The organism is Allobrachymonas chironomi DSM 19884 (assembly GCF_000374625.1).
Taxonomy (GTDB): domain Bacteria; phylum Pseudomonadota; class Gammaproteobacteria; order Burkholderiales; family Burkholderiaceae_C; genus Brachymonas; species Brachymonas chironomi.
This window is the reverse complement of record NZ_KB894782.1, coordinates 1-18,019: the sequence shown is the minus strand read 5'-3', so window position 1 is coordinate 18,019 and position 18,019 is coordinate 1. Positions and strand designations below refer to the sequence as shown.

Sequence of the window (18,019 nt, the reverse complement as noted above, 5' to 3'; positions counted from 1 at the left end):
CCACGTCATGGCGAGCCTTGCCGAAATGGAGCGCGAGCTGACCGTCGAGCGCACCCGCGCCGGGCTGGAAGTCGCCAAGCAGCTCGGCCGCAAAGGCGGCCGCAAGCCGAAGATGACCGACAGCAAGATCGAGTCGGCCAAGAAGCTGCTGGCCAGCGGGGTGCCGCCCAAGGACGTGGCCAAGAACCTCGGCGTGTCCATTCCGACGCTGTACCGCTGGGTGCCAGCCTCCACGCACGCTTAGCGTGCTTTATTTTCCGTTTTCTGAGACGACCCCATGACGGCAGCAGTCAGGGTGTGGATCTTGTTGTGGGCCATGGGCACTTCTCCTGAAGTCGGCATGTCATGCCGGGGGTTGAAAGCGGTGCGAAGGCGGGCTTTGCACGGCATCAAAAACACCCATGAAAACCCTGTTCATGACAAGGATTCTGGCGGCAAACGCCTGCCATGACAAGGTGTGCCGGAGTGTAACACTGGGTTAATCGCTCAGATGCCAGGCGGGCCCAGCATCAGCCGGTCCACCACACGGCGCAGCCGGCCGTAGTGGAACTTGCACAAGCCCTGCCATTCGGTGCTGCGACACAGTGCCACGCTGCCCATCGGGTCCTGCAGCGCCACGCGCACCTGGCCGGGCGCGATTTCACGCACACTGCCCTGCAACGGCAGCAGGGCGCACAGCTCCGGGTCCAGCTGCAGTGCCAGTTCCAGCACGCGCGGGGCACAAAAGCCCAGTACCACCTGCGGCTGGCCGTGGCCCAGCAGCGCCGTCAGGTCCTGTTCCTGCCACAGCTGCAGCTCCTCGGCTTCCAGCGCGCTGCGCACATCGCGCAGTGCGGCATGAAACGGGCGATGCAGCTCCACCGTCAGCGCATAGGCCGGCAGGCGCGGCTCGGCGGACGCAGCCACATCGGGCTGGCGTGCCGGACGGGAGGCAAAGGGCCAGACCATGCTGCCACGCCCTCAGGCGGCCGACTGCACGGCGCGCTCCAGCGCCTGCACGAACAGCGCCGCCACATCGCAGCCGGTCTGGTTGGTGATTTCCTGGAAGCCGGTGGGACTGGTGACGTTGATCTCGGTCACGCGCGTGCCGATGATGTCCAGGCCGATCAGCAGCAGCCCGCGCGGGGCCAGCGCCTGGCCAATGGCGCGCGCCGTCTCGCGGTCGGTATCGCTCAGGGGCTGGGCCACCCCCTTGCCGCCCGCCGCCAGGTTGCCGCGTACCTCGCTGCCCTGCGGAATGCGTGCCAGACAGAACGGTACCGGCTCGCCACCGATGATCAGCACGCGCTTGTCGCCGGCGCTGATCTCGGGCAGGAATTTCTGCACCATGACGCTGTTCTGCCCGCCGGCGTTCAGCGTCTCGATGATGCTGCCCAGATTCAGGCCATCCGCCTTGACGCGGAAAATGCCCATGCCGCCCATGCCATCCAGCGGCTTGAGAATGATGTCCTGGTGCTCGGCGTGGAAGGCGCGGATGTCGGCGGCGCGGCGCGTCACCAGCGTGGGCGTGATGAACTGCGGAAACTCCAGGATGGAGAGCTTTTCCGGCTGGTCACGCAGGGAGGCAGGCTTGTTGAACACGCGTGCGCCTTCGCGCTCGGCCTGGCTCAGCAGGTGGGTAGCGTAGAAGAATTCGGCATCAAAGGGCGGATCCTTGCGCATCAGCACGGCGTCAAAGTCGCGCAATGCCACCTCGCGGCGCTCCCCCGCGCTGTACCACTGCGGCTTGTCGCTGGCCAGGGTGATGTCGCGCACGGCCGCCGTTACCAGCTGCTGGCCGCACTGGCTGTGCGCCACCCAGCGCATGTCGGCCGGCTCGCACACGCTGATGCGGTGCCCGCGTGCCTGCGCCTCGCGCATCATGGCAAAGGTGGTGTCCTTGTAGATGACAAAGGTATCGATCGGGTCGGCTACAAACAGCAGGTGCATGGAAATCCTTTCGCGGGTTCAGTCCGCACTTTACCCTGTTTGGCCCGGCGTTGCCGGCTTCAGACGCGCCGGCGCGGCACGCCTTCCTGCACCAGCAGCGCCACCATGCCGGCCACCACGCCCCAGAAGGCCGAACCGATGCCGAGCAGCTCCACCCCGCTGAGCGTGACCAGGAAGGTGATCACCGCCACCTCGCGGTGCCGTTCCGGCCCCAGCCCCGCCACCAGGCTGCTGGCGATGGTGGACAGCAGCGCCAGTCCGGCCACTGCCTGCACCAGCTGCATCGGGAAGGCCGCCAGCAGCCCGGCCACCATCACGCCGCCAATGCCGATCACGATCATCAGCACGCCCCAGACCGCCGCAGCCATGTAGCGGCGCGCCGGATCCTCATGCGCCTCGCGGCCCATGCAGATGGAGGCGGTGATGGCACTGAAGTTGATCGCATAACAACCGAACGGGGCCAGCACCAGCGACACCATGCCGGTCAACGTGATCAGCGGCGATACCGGCAGCACATAGCCGGCGGCGCGAAAGGCGGCCACGCCGGGCAGGTTTTGCGAGGCCATGGTGACCACGAACAGCGGCAGCGCCAGGCTGACAATCGCCTGCCAGTGGAAATCCGGCTCGATGAACACCGGCCACGCCAGCCCGAAGGCCAGCGCCGAGGTATCGAGCATGCCGCTGAACGCTGCCCAGGCAATACCGGCGATCAGCGTCCAGAGCATGGCGTAGCGTGCGCTGAAGCGCTTGCCCAGCAGGTAGACCAGCAGCATGCTCAGGACCAGCCCCGGAGCCGTCCCCGCCGCGCCAAAGGCCTGCATGGCAAAGCGTGCCAGCACGCCGGCCAGCAGGGCTGCCGCCACCGCCATCGGAATCCGGTCCATCACGCGTTCGAACCAGCCGCTGACGCCACACGCCACGATCAGCAGCGAGCTGACCATGAAGGCACCAACCGCCTGGCTCAGCGTGAACTGGCCGCTGGCCGCTGCCGTGGCCAGCACCACGGCGCCGGGCGTGGACCAGGCCATCATCACCGGCTTGCGCAGCAGCAGCGAGGGCAGCAGGCTGGTCAGGCCGCAGGCCATGCACAGCGCCCAGATCCAGGACGCGGTCTCTTCGGTGCTGGCACCCAGGCCATGTGCCGCCTGGAAGATGATGGCAATCGAACTGGTAAAACCGACCAGGGTCGCGACAAAGCCGGCGACCAGGGCGGTGAGCGACATGTCCCGCATCCAGTCGCGCGGGGACAGGGAAGACAGCAAGGACATGGGAGGCAGGTAGCAGGTAGTCAGCGTCCGGGCATCAGCCCTGCAGTTCGCGGTCGCGCGCGATGCAGGCGGCAATCGCCTGCTTCACGGCATGACGGAAACCATGGGCATCGAGCGCGTTGACGCCGGCAATGGTGGTGCCGCCGGGCGAGCACACCTGGTCCTTGAGCACGCCGGGATGCTGGCCGGTTTCCAGCACCATGCGCGCCGATCCGGCCACCGCCTGCGCCGCGATGCGCTGGGCATCGGCACGCAGCAGGCCGGCCGCCACGCCGGCATCGGCCATCGATTCGATCAGGATGTCGATGAAAGCCGGCGAGCAGCTGGCCACGGCCATGAAGGCGCTGAAGTCCTTCTCGCCGATCTGCACCACTTCGCCACAGGCGGCGAACAGCGACTGCACCAGCGCCAGCTCATCGGCCGTGACCGTGGCGTTGGGCGCCACTGCCGTCATGCCCTGACCGATCAACGCCGGCGTATTGGGCATGACGTGGAACAGCTTGGCCTGGGAGCCGTACATGGCCTCCAGCCGCGCCATGGACATGCCGGCAGCAATCGAGATCAGCAGCGCCTGCGGCTGCAGCTGCGGCCGGATTTCGGCCGCCAGGTCAGCATACTGCTGCGGTTTCACCGCCAGCAGCACGATATCGGCCTGCTGCACCGCCTCGGCATTGCTGGACGCCACCTGCACGCCCAGCTCGGCCGCCATGGCGTGCGCATCGGCCGTGTTGAGCGAGGTGATGCGGACCTGATCGGCCGGCACCAGGCCGGCGCGCAGAATGCCGCCCAGAATCGCGCGGCCCATGTTGCCGCACCCCAGAATCGCAAGTCGCTGTGACATGGCGTGGCTCCTCAACCGAGTTTCTGTTTCAGCAGGGCATTCACCTGGCCCGGGTTGGCCTTGCCCTTGCTGGCCTTCATGACCTGGCCGACCAGGGCGTTGAACGCCTTGTCCTTGCCGGCCTTGTACTGCTCGACGTTGCCGGGGTTGGCGGCAATCACCTCGTCGATGATCTGCTCCAGCGCACCGGTATCGTTCATCTGCTTCAGGCCCTTGGCCTCGATCAGGGCATCGACCTCGCTGCCTTCGCCGTTCCACAAGGCGTCAAACACCTGGCGGCCGGCGGCGTTGCTGATGGTGCTGTCGGCAATGCGGCCGATCAGCGCCGCCAGCTGCGCACTGCTGACCGGGCTGTCGGCCACGTCCCTCTCGTCGGCATTCAGCCGGCGCGACAGCTCGCCCATGACCCAGTTGCTGCTCAGCTTGGGCTGGCCGCTGGCGCGTGCCGTGTCCTCGAAGAAGGCCGCCATGGCGCGGCTCAGTGTCAGCTGGCTGGCATCGTACTCGGGCAGGCCGTAATCGGTCACGAAACGCGCCGCCATCTGGCGCGGCAGCTCGGGCAGCTCGGCGCGCACCTGCTCCACCCATTCGGGCGCAACCACCAGCGGCGGCAGGTCGGGATCGGGGAAATAGCGGTAATCGGCCGAATCTTCCTTGACACGCATGGCGCGCGTCTCGCCGGTGTCGGGATCGAACAGCACGGTGGCCTGCTGGATCTCGTAGCCGTCTTCCAGCTGTTCGATCTGCCAGCGGATCTCGTAATCGATCGCCTGCTGCATGAAGCGGAAGCTGTTGAGGTTCTTGATCTCGCGGCGCGTGCCCAGCGGCGCGCCCGGCTTGCGCACGCTCACGTTGGCGTCGCAACGGAACGAACCTTCCTGCATGTTGCCATCGCAAATACCGATCCAGGTCACGATCTTGTGCAACTCCCTGGCGTAGGCCACGGCCTCGTCGGTGCTGCGCATGTCGGGCTCGGTCACGATTTCCAGCAGCGGCGTGCCGGCACGGTTCAGGTCGATGCCGCTCTGGCCGACGAAATCCTCGTGCAGCGACTTGCCGGCATCCTCTTCCAGGTGGGCGCGCACCAGGCGCACGGTTTTCTGCTCGTCGCCGACGTAAAAGCTGACCTCGCCGCCCTGCACCACCGGAATCTCGAACTGGCTGATCTGGTAGCCCTTGGGCAGGTCGGGATAGAAATAGTTCTTGCGCGCAAAAATGCTGCGCGGTGCGATGTGCGAACCCACCGCCAGACCAAAGCGGATGGCGCGGTCCACGGCGGCGCGGTTCATCACCGGCAGCGTGCCCGGCAGCGCCAGGTCCACGGCGCAGGCCTGGGTATTGGGCTCAGCACCAAAGGCGGTGCTGGCGCGGCTGAAAATCTTGCTCCTGGTGGACAGCTGGGCATGCGTCTCGAAGCCGATCACGACTTCATAGCCCTGGACGAGTAGCGTTTTGCTCTTGCTCATGGTGTTCAGATTCCTTGCGGCGTGCGCAGATGCCAGTCGGTGGCCTGCTGGAAGCGGTGGGCGGCGTTCAGCAGACGGCCTTCCTGCAGGTAGTTGCCGATCAGCTGCAGGCCCACCGGCATGCCGGCATCGCCAAACCCGGCCGGCACGCTCATCGCCGGCAAGCCGGCCAGCGAGGCCGGCAGCGTGTAGATATCGGCCAGATAGTCGTCCAGCGGCGTCTTGTCGGCACCCAGCTTGCCCGCCACGCGTGGCGCCACCGGGCCGGCAATCAGGTCGCACTGGGCAAAGGCCTGCTGGAACTGCTCGGCGATCAGGCGGCGGATCTGCTGCGCCTTCAGGTAGTAGGCATCGTAGTAGCCATGGCTCAGCACATAGGTGCCGGTCAGGATGCGGCGCTTGACCTCTTCGCCGAAGCCTTCCTCGCGCGTCTTTTCGTACATGTCGGTCAGGTCGCCGTACTGGGCGGCGCGGTGGCCGTAGCGCACGCCATCGAAACGGCTCAGGTTGCTGCTGGCCTCGGCCGGGGCAATGATGTAGTAGACCGGGATGCTCACCGGCACCAGCGGCAGGGAAATGTCCACCAGCGTTGCGCCCAGCTTCTGGTACTCCTGCAGCGCATCCTGCACGGCAGCACGCACGTCATCGCTCAGGCCCTCGTCCAGGAATTCGCGCGGCACGCCAATGCGCAGTCCCTCGATGCTGTCGTTCAGCTTCAGGCTGTAGTCCTCGACCGGCACATCGAGCGAGGTGGCATCACGGTCGGCATCGACGCCGCCCATGGCGCCCAGCAGCAGCGCGCAGTCCTCGGCCGTGTGCGCCATCGGGCCGGCCTGGTCCAGGCTGCTGGCAAAGGCGATCATGCCGTAGCGGCTGACGCGGCCATAGGTCGGCTTGATGCCGGTGACGCCACAAAACGAGGACGGCTGGCGGATCGAGCCGCCGGTATCGGTACCGGTGACACAGGGCGCCAGACGTGCTGCCAGCGCCGCCGAGCTGCCGCCGGAGGAACCGCCCGGCACACGCGTCAGATCCCAGGGATTGAGCGTCTTGCCGAACGCGGAGTTTTCCGTGCCTGCGCCCATGGCGAACTCGTCCATGTTCAGCTTGCCCAGCGTGACCATGCCGGCACCGGCATCCTGGCCGCCCTGCTCCCGGTTGCCAAAGCCCAGACGCGCCACCACGGTGGCATCAAACGGGCTGCGGTAGTTCTCCAGCATGCGGCTGGCAGCGGTAGTAGGCCAGTCGCGCGTGACGAACACGTCCTTGTGCGCCACCGGCACGCCGGTCAGCGGCGTGGCCTGGCCGGCGGCAATGCGGGCATCGGCCAGGGCCGCCTGTTGCAGCGTGGCATCGGCATCGATGCTCAGGTAGGCGTTGATATCGGCGCGGGCCTGGCTGCGCGCCAGGAAATGCTGCGCCAGTTCGGTGGCGCTGGCCTGGCCGCTCTGCAGCAGACGGCTCAGCCCGGCCACGGTTTGGGTATGGAATTCGCTCATGGTGGAAATCAGTTGCTGGTCTGGGGGAGGCGCACGGCCTTACTCGATCACCTTGGGCACCAGGAACAGGCCCTTGTCGACGGCCGGCGCGCTGCGCTGGTTGGCCTCGCGCTGGTCGGGCTCGCTGGCGACATCGTCACGCAGACGCAGTGCCATTTCCTGCAGCACGTCGGTCGGATGTGCCAGCGGCTGCACGCCGGTGGTATCGACCTCCTGCATGGCACCCACCACGGTGTTGAAGAACTGGTTGAGGTGATCCTGCAGGCGCGGGCCTTCCTCGGCGGTCAGCGACAGCCGGGACAGCTTGGCAATGAAGGCAATGTTTTCTGCGGTAAGGGACATGGAGCAATCTCTTGTCGGATGAACGCGGCGTCTGGTGCAGACCGGTTGCAGGGCTGATGGTGCAATGCAACAAGTGGACTGGTTCCGTAGTCGAAAGTGACGTTCGGATACTGACGCAATACGGCGGATAAGGTATTATCCTAGGTTTGGAACCGGTCTGCGAATGGCCGTGCGCATTGCCGTTGCCAACGCCCTCTGTCCAAGGCGGTAACCATGGTGCCCGCAGCGCCCGCATCCCCTTCCCGAAACAGACATCTCCCCAACATGCAGCGCCGCCGCAGGCATCTCTTGCGGCGGGCTTGAAGGATCCTACACATGTTCTCTGGTTTCCGCCGGTACTTCTCCACCGACCTGGCCATCGACCTCGGCACCGCCAACACCCTGATCTGCACCCGTGACAAGGGCATCGTCCTGGACGAACCCTCGGTCGTGGCCATCCGCCACGAGGGCGGCCCCAACGGTCGCAAGGTGATCCAGGCCGTCGGCCGCGAAGCCAAGGCCATGCTGGGCAAGGTGCCCGGCAACATCGATGCCATCCGCCCCATGAAGGATGGCGTGATTGCCGATTTCGTCGTCACCGAGCAGATGATCAAGCAGTTCATCAAGATGGTGCATCCGCGCTCGGTGCTGCGCCCCAGTCCGCGCATCATCGTCTGCGTGCCCTGCGGCTCGACCCAGGTCGAGAAGCGCGCCATCCGTGACGCCGCCCTGGGTGCCGGTGCCAGCGACGTGTTCCTGATCGAGGAGCCTATGGCCGCCGCCATCGGTGCCGGCCTGCCGGTCTCCGAAGCCAGCGGCTCCATGGTGGTCGACATCGGTGGCGGCACCACCGAAGTCGGCGTGATCAGCCTGGGCGGCATGGTCTACAAGGGCAGTGTGCGCGTGGGCGGTGACCGCTTCGACGACGCCATCATCAACTACATCCGCCGCAACTACGGCATGCTGATCGGCGAGCAGACCGCCGAAGCGATCAAGAAGGAAATCGGCTCGGCCTTCCCCGGCTCCGAAGTCAAGGAGATGGAAGTCAAGGGCCGCAACCTGTCCGAAGGCGTGCCGCGCAGCTTCACCATCAGCAGCAACGAGATCCTGGAAGCGCTGAGCGATCCGCTCAACCAGATCGTCAGCGCCGTCAAGACCGCGCTGGAACAGACCCCGCCCGAACTCGGTGCCGACATTGCCGATCGCGGCATGATGCTGACCGGCGGTGGCGCCCTGCTGCGTGACCTGGATCGCCTGCTGGCCGAGGAAACCGGCCTGCCGGTGCTGGTGGCCGAAGAGCCGCTGTCCTGCGTGGTGCGCGGCTGCGGCATCGCCCTGGAGCGCATGGACCGTCTGGGCAGCATTTTCACCGACGACTGAGATACCTGGCGGAGCCGGCTAAACACCGGTTCCGCCACATCCGCTTGCCATGGCCCTGGACTCCCTGGAACGCAGCACGCCCCGCCTGTTCCATCGCGGGCCGTCACCCTTGACACAACTCGGCATCGCCACCGTGGTGGCGGTGTTCCTGATGCTGGCCGACAGCCGTTTCCAGGTCGGCAACTCGGTGCGCGCCGTGGTGGCCACGGTGCTGGCTCCACTGCAGTGGCTCAGTGCCCAGCCGGTGAAGTCGGTCAACCTGATGGGTGATTACGTCACCACACTCGACACCGCACGCCAGAGCCAGGAGCAGGCCGCGATGCTGATCGCGCAACAGGCGCTCAAGGCGCAGCGCGCCGAACTGCTGCAACGCGAAAACGAGCAGCTGCGCCAGATGCTGAGCCTGCAGCAGGCGCTGCCGATCAACGCGCGCGCCGCCGAGATCGTCTACATTGCCCCGGACCCGTTCACGCGCAAGGTGGTGATCAACAAGGGCAGCACGCAGGGCGTGGCACCAGGTTCGCCGGTGATCGATTCCACCGGCCTGCTGGGCCAGACCATACGCGTGTTCCCGCTCAGCAGCGAAGTCTCGCTGATCGACAATCCCGAGTATTCGGTGCCCATCCTCAACACCCGCAGCGGACAGCGCGGCCTGGCCTTTGGTGATGGCGAGGCAGCCCAGGCCGGCATGCTGGAAGTGCGCTTTGTCTCGCACAATGCCGATTTCCAGGTCGGTGACGTGCTCACCACCAGCGGCAGCGGCGGCATCTATCCGCCCGGCCTGCCGGTCGGTACGGTGACCGTGGTGGAGCGCCAGAGCAGCACCTCGTTCTCGCGCGTGCAGGTCAAACCCTCGGCCCGTCCGCTGGCGCTCGGCTATGTGCTGGTGCTGGATCCGCAGCCGGTGGTACAACAGGAAGCTGCCGCTGCAGCAGACGCTGCCAGCCAGGCGGCTTCGGCCGGGAGTGCGCCATGAGTCTGCATCGCACCCAGCAGCTGCTGCTGCCAGTCCAGCCCTGGTTCATCGCCATCACCCTGTTCGTGGCCCTGCTGCTGAACCTGCTGCCGTTTGGCCGTACCCCCTGGGTCCCTGACCTGCTGCTGCTGGTGCTGGCCTTCTGGGTGCTGCACCAGCCCCTGTTCGTGGGCGTGACGCTGGCCTTTGTGTGCGGTCTGGTGATGGACGTGCACCACACCACCCTGCTCGGCATGCATGCGCTGGCCTACAGCCTGGTGGCCTGCCTGATGCACCTGTCGCGTCGCCACCTGCAGTGGTTCTCGCCCTGGTCGCAGTCGGTGCAGATGCTGGGCATCTTCCTGCTCGGCCATGGCTGCCTGTGGCTGCTGCGCCTGATCAGTGGGGGCGATTTCCCCGGCTGGTCGCTGTTGCTGGCTCCGCTGATCGAGGCCGCACTGTGGCCGCTGGTCAGCCTGCTGCTGCTGGCACCGCAGCGACTCGCGCCCGACCGCGACCTGACCCGTCCGCTGTGAGCCGCCTGTGGCCATGATTCCCGGACTGCATTCCGCCAGCGACATCCGCAATGCCGAAACGCAGCAAAGCGCGTTCCGGCTGCGGCTGGTCGCCATGGGAGCGCTGGTACTGATCTGCTTCAGCCTGCTGGTCTGGCGCTGGAGCGTGCTGCAGATCGCGCGCCACGACACCTACCTGGAACAGGCCGAACGCAACCGCACCGCCCTGCTGCCGATCGTGCCCAGCCGCGGCCAGATCATGGACCGCAACGGCATCGTGCTGGCGACCAACTACTCGGCCTACACGCTGGAGCTGACGCCCAGCAAGATCGATGACGTGGACGAGACGATTGATGCGCTGGCCGAGATCATCCCGATTTCCGATGCCGATCGGCGCCGCTTCAAGCGCTTGCGCCAGGACAGCCGCAGCTTCGAGGCAGTGCCGCTGCGCAGCCGCCTGAGCGAGGAAGAAATCGCGCGCTTCTCGGCACAGCGCTACCGTTTTCCGGGCGTGGCCATCAATGCCCGGCTCTACCGCTACTACCCGTACACCGAAGCCGGCAGCCATCTGATCGGCTATATCGGCCGCATCAACCAGCGCGAGAAGGAACGCATCGAGGACAGCGACCTGGCCGACAACTACAAGGGCACCGAGCATATCGGCAAGCTCGGCGTGGAGCAGGCCTACGAGGAGCAGCTGCACGGCACCTCCGGCCGCGAGCAGATGGAAACCACCGCCGGCGGCTTTGTCGTGCGCCGGCTCGCCAGCAGCCCGTCCACGCCGGGACAGAACGTGATCCTGTCGGTCGACATCAAGCTGCAGATGATGGTGGAGCAGCTGTTCGGCAAGCGCCGTGGCGCGCTGGTGGCGATCGATCCGCGTGACGGCCAGGTGCTGGCACTGGTCAGCGCCCCGACCTTCGATCCCAACCTGTTTGTCGACGGCATCGACCACGAGAGCTGGAATGCGCTGAACAACTCGCCGGACACGCCCTTGCTGAACCGCGCGATCCGCGGCACCTACCCGCCCGGCTCCACCTACAAGCCCTTCATGGCGCTGGCGGCACTGGAAACCGGCACCCGCACCGCCGGCACCACGATCCACGATCCCGGCTACTACATGTTCGGCAGCCACCGCTTCCGCAGCGGCCATGCGCTGGGCAGCGTCAACCTGCACCGCAGCATCGTCAAGTCGAGCAACGTCTACTATTACTCGCTGGCGCACGAGATGGGCGTGCAGAAGATCCATGATTTCATGGCACCGCTCGGCTTTGGCCAGTCCTCCGGCATCGACATGCGCGGCGAGACGCGCGGCATCCTGCCGAGCCCGGAATGGAAGCGCAACACCTACAAGCGCGCGGCCCAGCAGAAGTGGTTGGCCGGCGAGACGATTTCGCTCGGCATTGGCCAGGGCTACAACAGCTTCACCATGCTGCAGCTGGCGAATGCGCTGGCGACGCTGGTGAACGGCGGCCACAAGTACGAGCCGCGCGTGGTGCAATCGCTGCAGGATCCGGAAACGCGCCAGCTGCACACGCCGGAGCGGGACCCGGCGCAGGACCTGGGCTACCAGCCCGAGCACATCACCATGGTCAAGAACGGCATGGTGGGCGTGACGCTGGAAGGTACCGGCCGCGGCGTGTTTGCCGGTGCCGGCTACCTGAGCGGCGGCAAGACCGGTACTGCCCAGGCGGTATCGATTGCGCAGGGCCAGCGCTACAACGCGGCCGCACTGGCCGAGCGCAAGCGTGACCACTCGCTCTACGTGGCGTTTGCGCCGGCCGACAATCCGACGATTGCCGTGGCCGTGATCGTGGAAAACGCCGGTTTTGGTGCCACCGCCGCAGCCCCGATCGCGCGCCGCGTGCTCGACTACTGGCTGATGGGCCAATACCCGAACGAAGCCGATATCGCCGCCACCTCGGTCGGCCGCAGCAGCCGCCCGATGGGCACGCCGCTGCGCGTGGCCGACATGCCCTGGCCCCCCAAGGGCACGGCGATGCTGACGCAGAACGGCAACGGCCTGCCGATGGCGGTGCGCAGCACCGAGGCCATGGCGAGCGCGCCGTTGCCAGCCGCTACCGTTGCCAATGTCGCCCCGGCAGCGGCAACTACGCCGGCTTCTTCGGTTTCTGCCGCGGCAGCCGCACCCCTGCCTCCGACCAGCAGCCCCTACCTGCCAGCACCAGCGGGTGCGCTGTACCAGATCTTCCAGCCGCGTCCGCCAGCGAGCGCTGCCTCGGGTGCAACTGCCGCCAGCGTACCGCAACCACCGGCCAGCCCCGCCACGCGGCGCTGAATCCGGCCTTCCGGAAACAACAAGGGCGCGCTGTTGCCAGCGCGCCCTTGTCATGCAAGCCGACGGGAATCAGGCCTTGATGTTGTGGCCACCGTCCACATAGACCACGCTGCCGGTCTGGCCGCTACCGGCCAGGGTGCACAGCTGGGCAGCGGCATAACCGACTTCTTCCAGCGTCACCAGGCGACCCAGCGGGGCGCGCGTCACGGCGTCCTCGATCAGGGCGTCAAACTCGTTGATGCCGGAGGAGGCGCGGGTACGCATCGGGCCGGGAGACACGGCGTTGACGCGGATGTTCTGCTCGCCCAGCTCGTTGGCCAAGTAGCGCACGGTGCACTCCAGCGCCGCCTTGACCGGGCCCATCAGGCCGTAGTTGTCCACCACTTCCTGGGCACCATGGTAGCTCATGGAAATCAGCTGGCCACCATCTGTCATCAGCGGGACCGCCAGCTTGGCGGTGCGGATGAAGGAGTGGCAGGAAATGTCCATGGCCTGCAGAAAGCCATCGGCAGAGCTGTCCACCAGCGGGCCGTGCAGATCCTGTGCCGGGGCAAAGGCGATCGAGTGCACCACGGCATCCAGCTTGCCCCACTGCTGGCGCACGGTCTCGAACACCGACTCCAGCGAGCCTTGCTGACGCAGGTCCATCGGCATCAGCAGCTCGGGGGCCACGCCCAACTGCTCGGCCAGCGGCTGCACATGCGGCTTGGCCTTGTCGTTCAGGTAGGTCAGGGCCAGATCGGCACCCAGGCTGCGCATGGCAGCGGCACAACCGTAGGCGATGGAGCTGGCATTGGCCACACCCAGGATCAGGATGCGCTTGCCATCCAGGCGCACGGCAGCCGGGTTGAACAGGGTGTTTTCCAGGGAAGCGGGCAGGTCGTGGAGATTCATGGTGTTCTTCTTCAAGTTTGTTGCAATGCAGCAATCTTAACCCCTATGACGTTACGGAAGGATGACGCATTGCCGCAATTTGTGAACGGTCGTGATATTTGGCACTTTTGCGCTCATCGCACAGGCCGATTTTTTCCTCTGGCACTACAACCATGTCCTCCCTGGTCTGACACCGCCAAACGCCCAGGCCGTTTAGGCTGAAGACATGGTTCAACACGAGAAGGAGACACGCCATGACCACCTACACCCTGCGCCAAGTCCGCCCGCTGCTGACCCCTGATGAACTCAGCCTGTTTCAGGACAGCCGTCGCCAGTCGATCGGCCAGCTGAGCGTCCAGCAGCTGCGCAAGGCGATTGACCGCAGCCGCAGCCTGCGCGACAAGTACCGCGACCTGTATCGCCGCCAGACGGTGGAAACCCGGACCAGCCGCACCGCCGAAGGCAAGACGGCACGCTCCCAGCACGGTGGTGAAAACGCCCGCACACAACTCAAGTCCGACGTGCTGGCCGATGTGCTGCAGCGTTTCCAGCTGCGCCTGGACAAGGTGACCGAAACCGCTGGCAAGGTGATGGGCAAGAAGTCCGGAGCCAAACGCAAGCAGACCCGCCAGGCCGCTGCCGATGACAGTCCGGCCATGGACATCGAAACCCTGAAGCAGGATGTGCGCGATGCCCTGGCGGCCTCACGCGAGGCGCACGACAACCCGCTGCACGATGCCATGGAGCAGCACACCGATATCAGCGGCAAGGCCAGTGCCCAGGCGCATGGCGCGATGCCGACCGACATCCAGCCGGCAGCCTTGCGCCAGAACGTGCTGAAGCAGGATCCGGTCAACATGAAGATCCACGCCTCGGCACGCGGACGTGGCAAGGCGTATCAGGCGCATTCTGACAAGCGCGGCGAAGACAACAGCTGATCATCGGGCGCAGCAGCGCCCGCCCGGCTCCTCGCCCATGAAAAAACCGCATGCAGTACATGCATGCGGTTTCCCTTCATCCGGCGAGGGGATAACGATCAGCGCGCGCCACTGATCTCCACATCAACGCGGCGGTTCGACTGCAGGCAGGCGACCAGTGCTGCGCGCGCGGTATCGGTACACTGCACCACCGGCTGGCTTTCGCCCATGCCTGCGGCAGAGATGTTGGCCGCGGGCACGCCCTGATCGACCAGATAGCGACGCACGGTTTCTGCACGACGCTGCGACAGCGCCAGGTTGTAGGCATCGCTGCCCAGTCGGTCGGTATGGCCCACCACGCGCATGTGCGAGTTGCTGTCCAGCTGGCGCAGCTCACCGGCCAGGCGGTCCAGTTCGGAGCGGCCACCCGGCAGCATGTCAGCCAGTGCCGAACCGTCAAAACGGAACAGCGTATCGCCCTTCAGGCTGATCACGTGCGACTTGGCCGGCGCTGCCAGCGGCTGGCCATTCACGAAGCGTGCGCAATCCTCCGGGGCCCAGTAGAAGGACTGGCCCTTCATGTCCTTGTCGAAGATCACCTTGTACTGGCAGATCGTGACTGGACCATGCGGCACTTCGCGGAACTTCATCACGTAGTCCCATTCGCGCGCGCCCAGGGTCTCGCGGAAGTGCGGACGCCCGATCAGGTAGTACAGGTCATCCTTGGTGACGCCATTGCTGATCTTGCGCAGGTTTTCCACGTTCGGGAAGATGCCTTCGTGGATGCCCGAGGTCTTGTCGATGTCAGGGAAGATAATCTCGTCGGCCTGGCCCTGGTCATTCACGCCACGGCTCACGGTGGAGGTACAGGCGGCCAGTCCGGCGGCCGCTACCACGGTCAGCAGTGCGCCCGTCAGGCGGCCCAGTGTGTGCTTGTTCATGTTCTTTGCTCCAGATTGAATGTATTGAATCCATGATCCGGGTCGGCGTCACGCGGCAGGCGTGACGCCGGATCCCGTCAGCGCCACTGGTAGAGCGCACCTACGCCGGCACCCAGGTGCCCTTGCGTGTTGGTCGACAGGTTGCCCTTGAAGATCCACTTGCCGTTGTCCGACATGCCGGAGACACCGACCGCCATGCTGGACTGGCCGTGGTAGGTACCACCGGCTACAGCCACGCCCTTGGCACCCGGCATCGTCACCTGCGGGATCGAGGCCGTAGCAATGGCATTGGCGACGCCGGCATAGGCATCCTTGGCGACGCCGTTGATCTGGTCACCCAGATTGCTGATCTTCTGATCGACGGCAAACAACTGGGAGCCATTGACGGCCTGCGTGCTGGTCGCGCTGACTTCGCCTGGAGCCACGTTGTTGATCGTGTTGCCGCCCATGTTCACCGTGGCACCTTTCTGCACCGTCAGGTGATCGCCCACGGTAGTTCCGCCCTGCAAGGTCACTTCGCCGGTAAAGGTCGGGTTGTCCACCACGTTCACCTGCAGCTGCTTGTCGCGCAGCGAGACCGTGGTGTTCTTGCCATCGACCACGTTGACAGTGTCATTGCCAGCGATATGGCTGCTGGTACCACCATTGGCCTGCAGGTTCCAGCCCTTGTTGGCGGTCAGGTCCACCGCCTGCAGCGCATCATTGACCGTGGTGTAGGTCTTGCCACCCACGTTCAGGCCCGCGTTCACGGTGTTGGTTGTGGCGTTGTAGGTACTGCTGCCACCCAGCACATTGGCGATGTTCTGGCCGGCCTGGTGCAGCTGGCTGCCGTTCACGGCCTGCTTGCTGTCAGCCGACAGGGTCGCTGGTGCCACGTTGTTGATCGTGACGCCGCTGCTGGTATCGCCATTCGGGCCGACCAGCGTCACCTGGCTGGTGCTGGTGAACGGATCTGCCGCGGGCGTGTTGCCACCGGCTGCGGTGTTGGTCGTGGTGTACTGCAGCGCAGACGGAGCAGCCGAGACCGTCACCTTGGACGTGCCGGTGGCATCCTGCGTTACATCCACACGCGTGCTGGTGTTACCTGCAACAAAGTCCACGCGCTTGCCTGGGGCCACGTTGCCGACCTTGCCATCGGCATTGCCGATGTCCCAGCCGGCATTCGCCACATTCGCCACGTCCTTCAGCTGGCTGACGTTGACGGCATCGGTATCTGCCACGCCGGCTTTGACGTTGGTGATGGTGGTGCCGGCCGCATTGATACCGCCCTGGGTCACGCTCGGGCCACCCTGGATCGTCAGGCCATTACTGGTGACAGTGGTGTTGCCGGCGGTCAGGCCCTGGTTGTTGATGATGGTGCCACCGGCATTCACGCTGTCAACGTTCAGGTTGTTGGCCAGATTGAAGGTCGCCGTATTGCCGGTGTTGCTGATCAGGATGTTGCCATCGGTGTTGGTCAGCTGCACGGTATCACCGGGCTTGACGTTGCTGGCGGTGCCCGCGTCGGTGGCCAGGTTCCAGCCCTTGTTGGCGGTCTGCTGCACGTTGTTAAGTTGGCTGACGTTGACCGCATCGGTCAGCGCCGTGCCGGCCGTCACGCCAGTGATCTTGCCACCGCCGTCGGCGTTGATGGTCACATTGCCAAACTTGGGCGAATCCGCCATTTGCAGCTGGATCGCGCCCGTTGCAGAATCGGTCACCGTCTTCAGGTTGGTGCCGCTATAGCTGCCTGCCGCCGATGCCAGGCCGCGGATCGCCAGCGTCTGGCCCAGATCACGGTGCACCGTGCTGCCCTCGTTGCCACTGAAGTTCAGGCCATCTGTCTTCAGCTGGTTCAGCTGGCTGACGTTGACGGCATCGTTGTTCTCGACGCCATTGGCCACGTTGGTGATCTTCAGCCCCCCTGCATTGACGCCCAGGTTGGTCATGCTCGGACCGCCCACAATCGTCAGGCCTGTCGTGTTGATGCTGGTATTGCCCAGCGTCACGCTGTCCAGATTCAGGTCTCGCTTGAGTGCTACCTGCACACCAGATGCATCCGCTGTCGTCGTGATGTTGGCATCTCCTGTTACCGCCACCGTCTCGCCCAGTTTCTTCACGCCAGTCGTGCCCGTGTCGCCGGTGAAGGTCAGGCCCTTGGTGTCCACCACCTCCTTGGCGTCCACACCCTTCTGGATGTCGTCCTTGGTCGACTGTGCCAGATCCACTGCGTAGTCAGTGACATTGTCCGCCTTGGCAGTTGGGGTTACCGTCACGGCCGTCGAGCCTGCGCTCGTCGTAGCGCCCTTCGCATGGATCGTGTAGATGTCCTGGCCTGCCGTACCCATGCTCTTGTCGACACTGGTCACATTGGTGCCAGCCTTGACTTCCGTGCGCGCACCGGTTGCTGCCGTGGTCAGCTGGCTGACGTTGACGGCGTCGGTCAGCGCCGTACCGGCTGTCACGCCGGAGATCTTGCCGCTGCCGTCGGCGTTGATGGTCACATTGCCAAACTTGGGCGAATCCGCCATTTGCAGCTGGATCGTGCCCGTTGCAGGATCGGTCACCGTCTTCACGTTGGCACCGCTGTAGGTACCTGCCGTAGTGGCCTCACCCATGATACCCAGCGTCTGACCCAGGTCACGATGGACATCACCTGCCGTCGCATCGTTGGCCGTGAAGTTCAGACCTTGCGCCACCAGCTGGCTGCTGGCAGAGCTCAGCTGCTCCTGCGTGGCCGCCACACCACCGGTGTAGGTCGCCGTCGGATCGAACGTCGTGTTCGTCAGGCCGCTCACCGTGCCAGTGTCGCCGTTGATCGTCACCGGGTTGGTCG

The 18,019-nt window shown here is 65.4% G+C and carries 17 protein-coding genes; 7 read left to right on the top strand and 10 right to left on the bottom strand.

Annotation, left to right across the window (positions count from 1 at the left end; all coding sequences use genetic code 11):
* Both C513_RS0111650 and C513_RS14345 read left to right on the top strand, forming a co-directional pair.
* The coding region (locus C513_RS0111650) for a recombinase family protein (protein WP_018715572.1) at positions 1–244 on the top strand (244 nt) is incomplete at its 5' end.
* A 33-nt stretch (positions 245–277) separates the two neighbouring features.
* Positions 278–451 (top strand): hypothetical protein, encoded by a 174-nt coding sequence (locus C513_RS14345; RefSeq protein WP_156816105.1) that lies wholly within the window; start codon positions 278–280, stop codon positions 449–451.
* A 35-nt stretch (positions 452–486) separates the two neighbouring features.
* Here C513_RS14345 and C513_RS13395 read toward each other — a convergent pair whose 3' ends face one another.
* From C513_RS13395 to gatC, 7 genes are all read right to left on the bottom strand, one after another.
* Positions 487–948 (bottom strand): DUF302 domain-containing protein, encoded by a 462-nt coding sequence (locus C513_RS13395; RefSeq protein ID WP_018716190.1) that lies wholly within the window; start codon positions 946–948, stop codon positions 487–489.
* Positions 949–960: 12 nt separating this feature from the next.
* A complete protein-coding gene (gene gshB / locus C513_RS0111640; protein ID WP_018716189.1) occupies positions 961–1,929 on the bottom strand; it encodes a glutathione synthase in 969 nt (322 codons plus the stop codon).
* Positions 1,930–1,988: 59 nt separating this feature from the next.
* Entirely contained in the window at positions 1,989–3,152 is a 1,164-nt protein-coding gene (locus tag C513_RS0111635; RefSeq protein WP_018716188.1) for a benzoate/H(+) symporter BenE family transporter, read from the bottom strand.
* Positions 3,153–3,231: 79 nt separating this feature from the next.
* Positions 3,232–4,038, bottom strand: coding sequence for a pyrroline-5-carboxylate reductase (proC, locus tag C513_RS0111630; RefSeq protein WP_026320801.1), 807 nt, complete (start codon positions 4,036–4,038; stop codon positions 3,232–3,234).
* Positions 4,039–4,049: 11 nt separating this feature from the next.
* Complete coding sequence (gene gatB / locus C513_RS0111625; protein WP_018716186.1) at positions 4,050–5,504, bottom strand: Asp-tRNA(Asn)/Glu-tRNA(Gln) amidotransferase subunit GatB; 1,455 nt, start codon at positions 5,502–5,504, stop codon at positions 4,050–4,052.
* 5 nt (positions 5,505–5,509) lie between these two features.
* Entirely contained in the window at positions 5,510–7,003 is a 1,494-nt protein-coding gene (gatA, locus tag C513_RS0111620) for an Asp-tRNA(Asn)/Glu-tRNA(Gln) amidotransferase subunit GatA (RefSeq protein ID WP_018716185.1), read from the bottom strand.
* Between the two features lie 39 nt (positions 7,004–7,042).
* Positions 7,043–7,345: an Asp-tRNA(Asn)/Glu-tRNA(Gln) amidotransferase subunit GatC gene (gene gatC / locus C513_RS0111615; RefSeq protein ID WP_018716184.1), complete on the bottom strand. Its 303-nt coding sequence runs from the start codon at positions 7,343–7,345 to the stop codon at positions 7,043–7,045.
* 315 nt (positions 7,346–7,660) lie between these two features.
* On the opposite strand from gatC, the gene C513_RS0111610 reads away from it, so the two are divergent.
* From C513_RS0111610 to mrdA, 4 genes are read left to right on the top strand one after another with little or no spacing between them, the layout of a single operon-like run.
* Positions 7,661–8,704 (top strand): rod shape-determining protein, encoded by a 1,044-nt coding sequence (locus C513_RS0111610; RefSeq protein ID WP_018716183.1) that lies wholly within the window; start codon positions 7,661–7,663, stop codon positions 8,702–8,704.
* A 49-nt stretch (positions 8,705–8,753) separates the two neighbouring features.
* The gene (gene mreC / locus C513_RS0111605; RefSeq protein ID WP_018716182.1) at positions 8,754–9,680 is read left to right on the top strand and encodes a rod shape-determining protein MreC; all 927 of its coding nucleotides are present in this window, start codon (positions 8,754–8,756) and stop codon (positions 9,678–9,680) included.
* Positions 9,677–10,195 (top strand): rod shape-determining protein MreD, encoded by a 519-nt coding sequence (gene mreD / locus C513_RS0111600; RefSeq protein WP_018716181.1) that lies wholly within the window; start codon positions 9,677–9,679, stop codon positions 10,193–10,195. Before mreC ends, mreD begins: the two co-directional genes overlap by 4 nt.
* Positions 10,196–10,208: 13 nt before the next feature.
* Positions 10,209–12,473 (top strand): penicillin-binding protein 2, encoded by a 2,265-nt coding sequence (gene mrdA / locus C513_RS0111595; protein WP_018716180.1) that lies wholly within the window; start codon positions 10,209–10,211, stop codon positions 12,471–12,473.
* Positions 12,474–12,542: 69 nt separating this feature from the next.
* On the opposite strand, the gene fabI is transcribed toward mrdA, so the two are convergent.
* Positions 12,543–13,367, bottom strand: a complete 825-nt coding sequence (fabI, locus tag C513_RS0111590; protein WP_018716179.1) for an enoyl-ACP reductase FabI — start codon at positions 13,365–13,367, stop codon at positions 12,543–12,545.
* A 233-nt stretch (positions 13,368–13,600) separates the two neighbouring features.
* On the opposite strand from fabI, the gene C513_RS0111585 reads away from it, so the two are divergent.
* The gene (locus tag C513_RS0111585) at positions 13,601–14,284 is read left to right on the top strand and encodes a hypothetical protein (RefSeq protein ID WP_018716178.1); all 684 of its coding nucleotides are present in this window, start codon (positions 13,601–13,603) and stop codon (positions 14,282–14,284) included.
* 98 nt (positions 14,285–14,382) lie between these two features.
* Here the strand turns inward: C513_RS0111585 and C513_RS0111580 are convergent, their stop codons facing one another.
* Entirely contained in the window at positions 14,383–15,204 is an 822-nt protein-coding gene (locus C513_RS0111580) for an OmpA family protein (RefSeq protein WP_018716177.1), read from the bottom strand.
* 77 nt (positions 15,205–15,281) lie between these two features.
* On the bottom strand, positions 15,282–18,019 hold a 2,738-nt coding region (locus tag C513_RS0111575; protein ID WP_018716176.1), incomplete at its 5' end, for a YadA family autotransporter adhesin.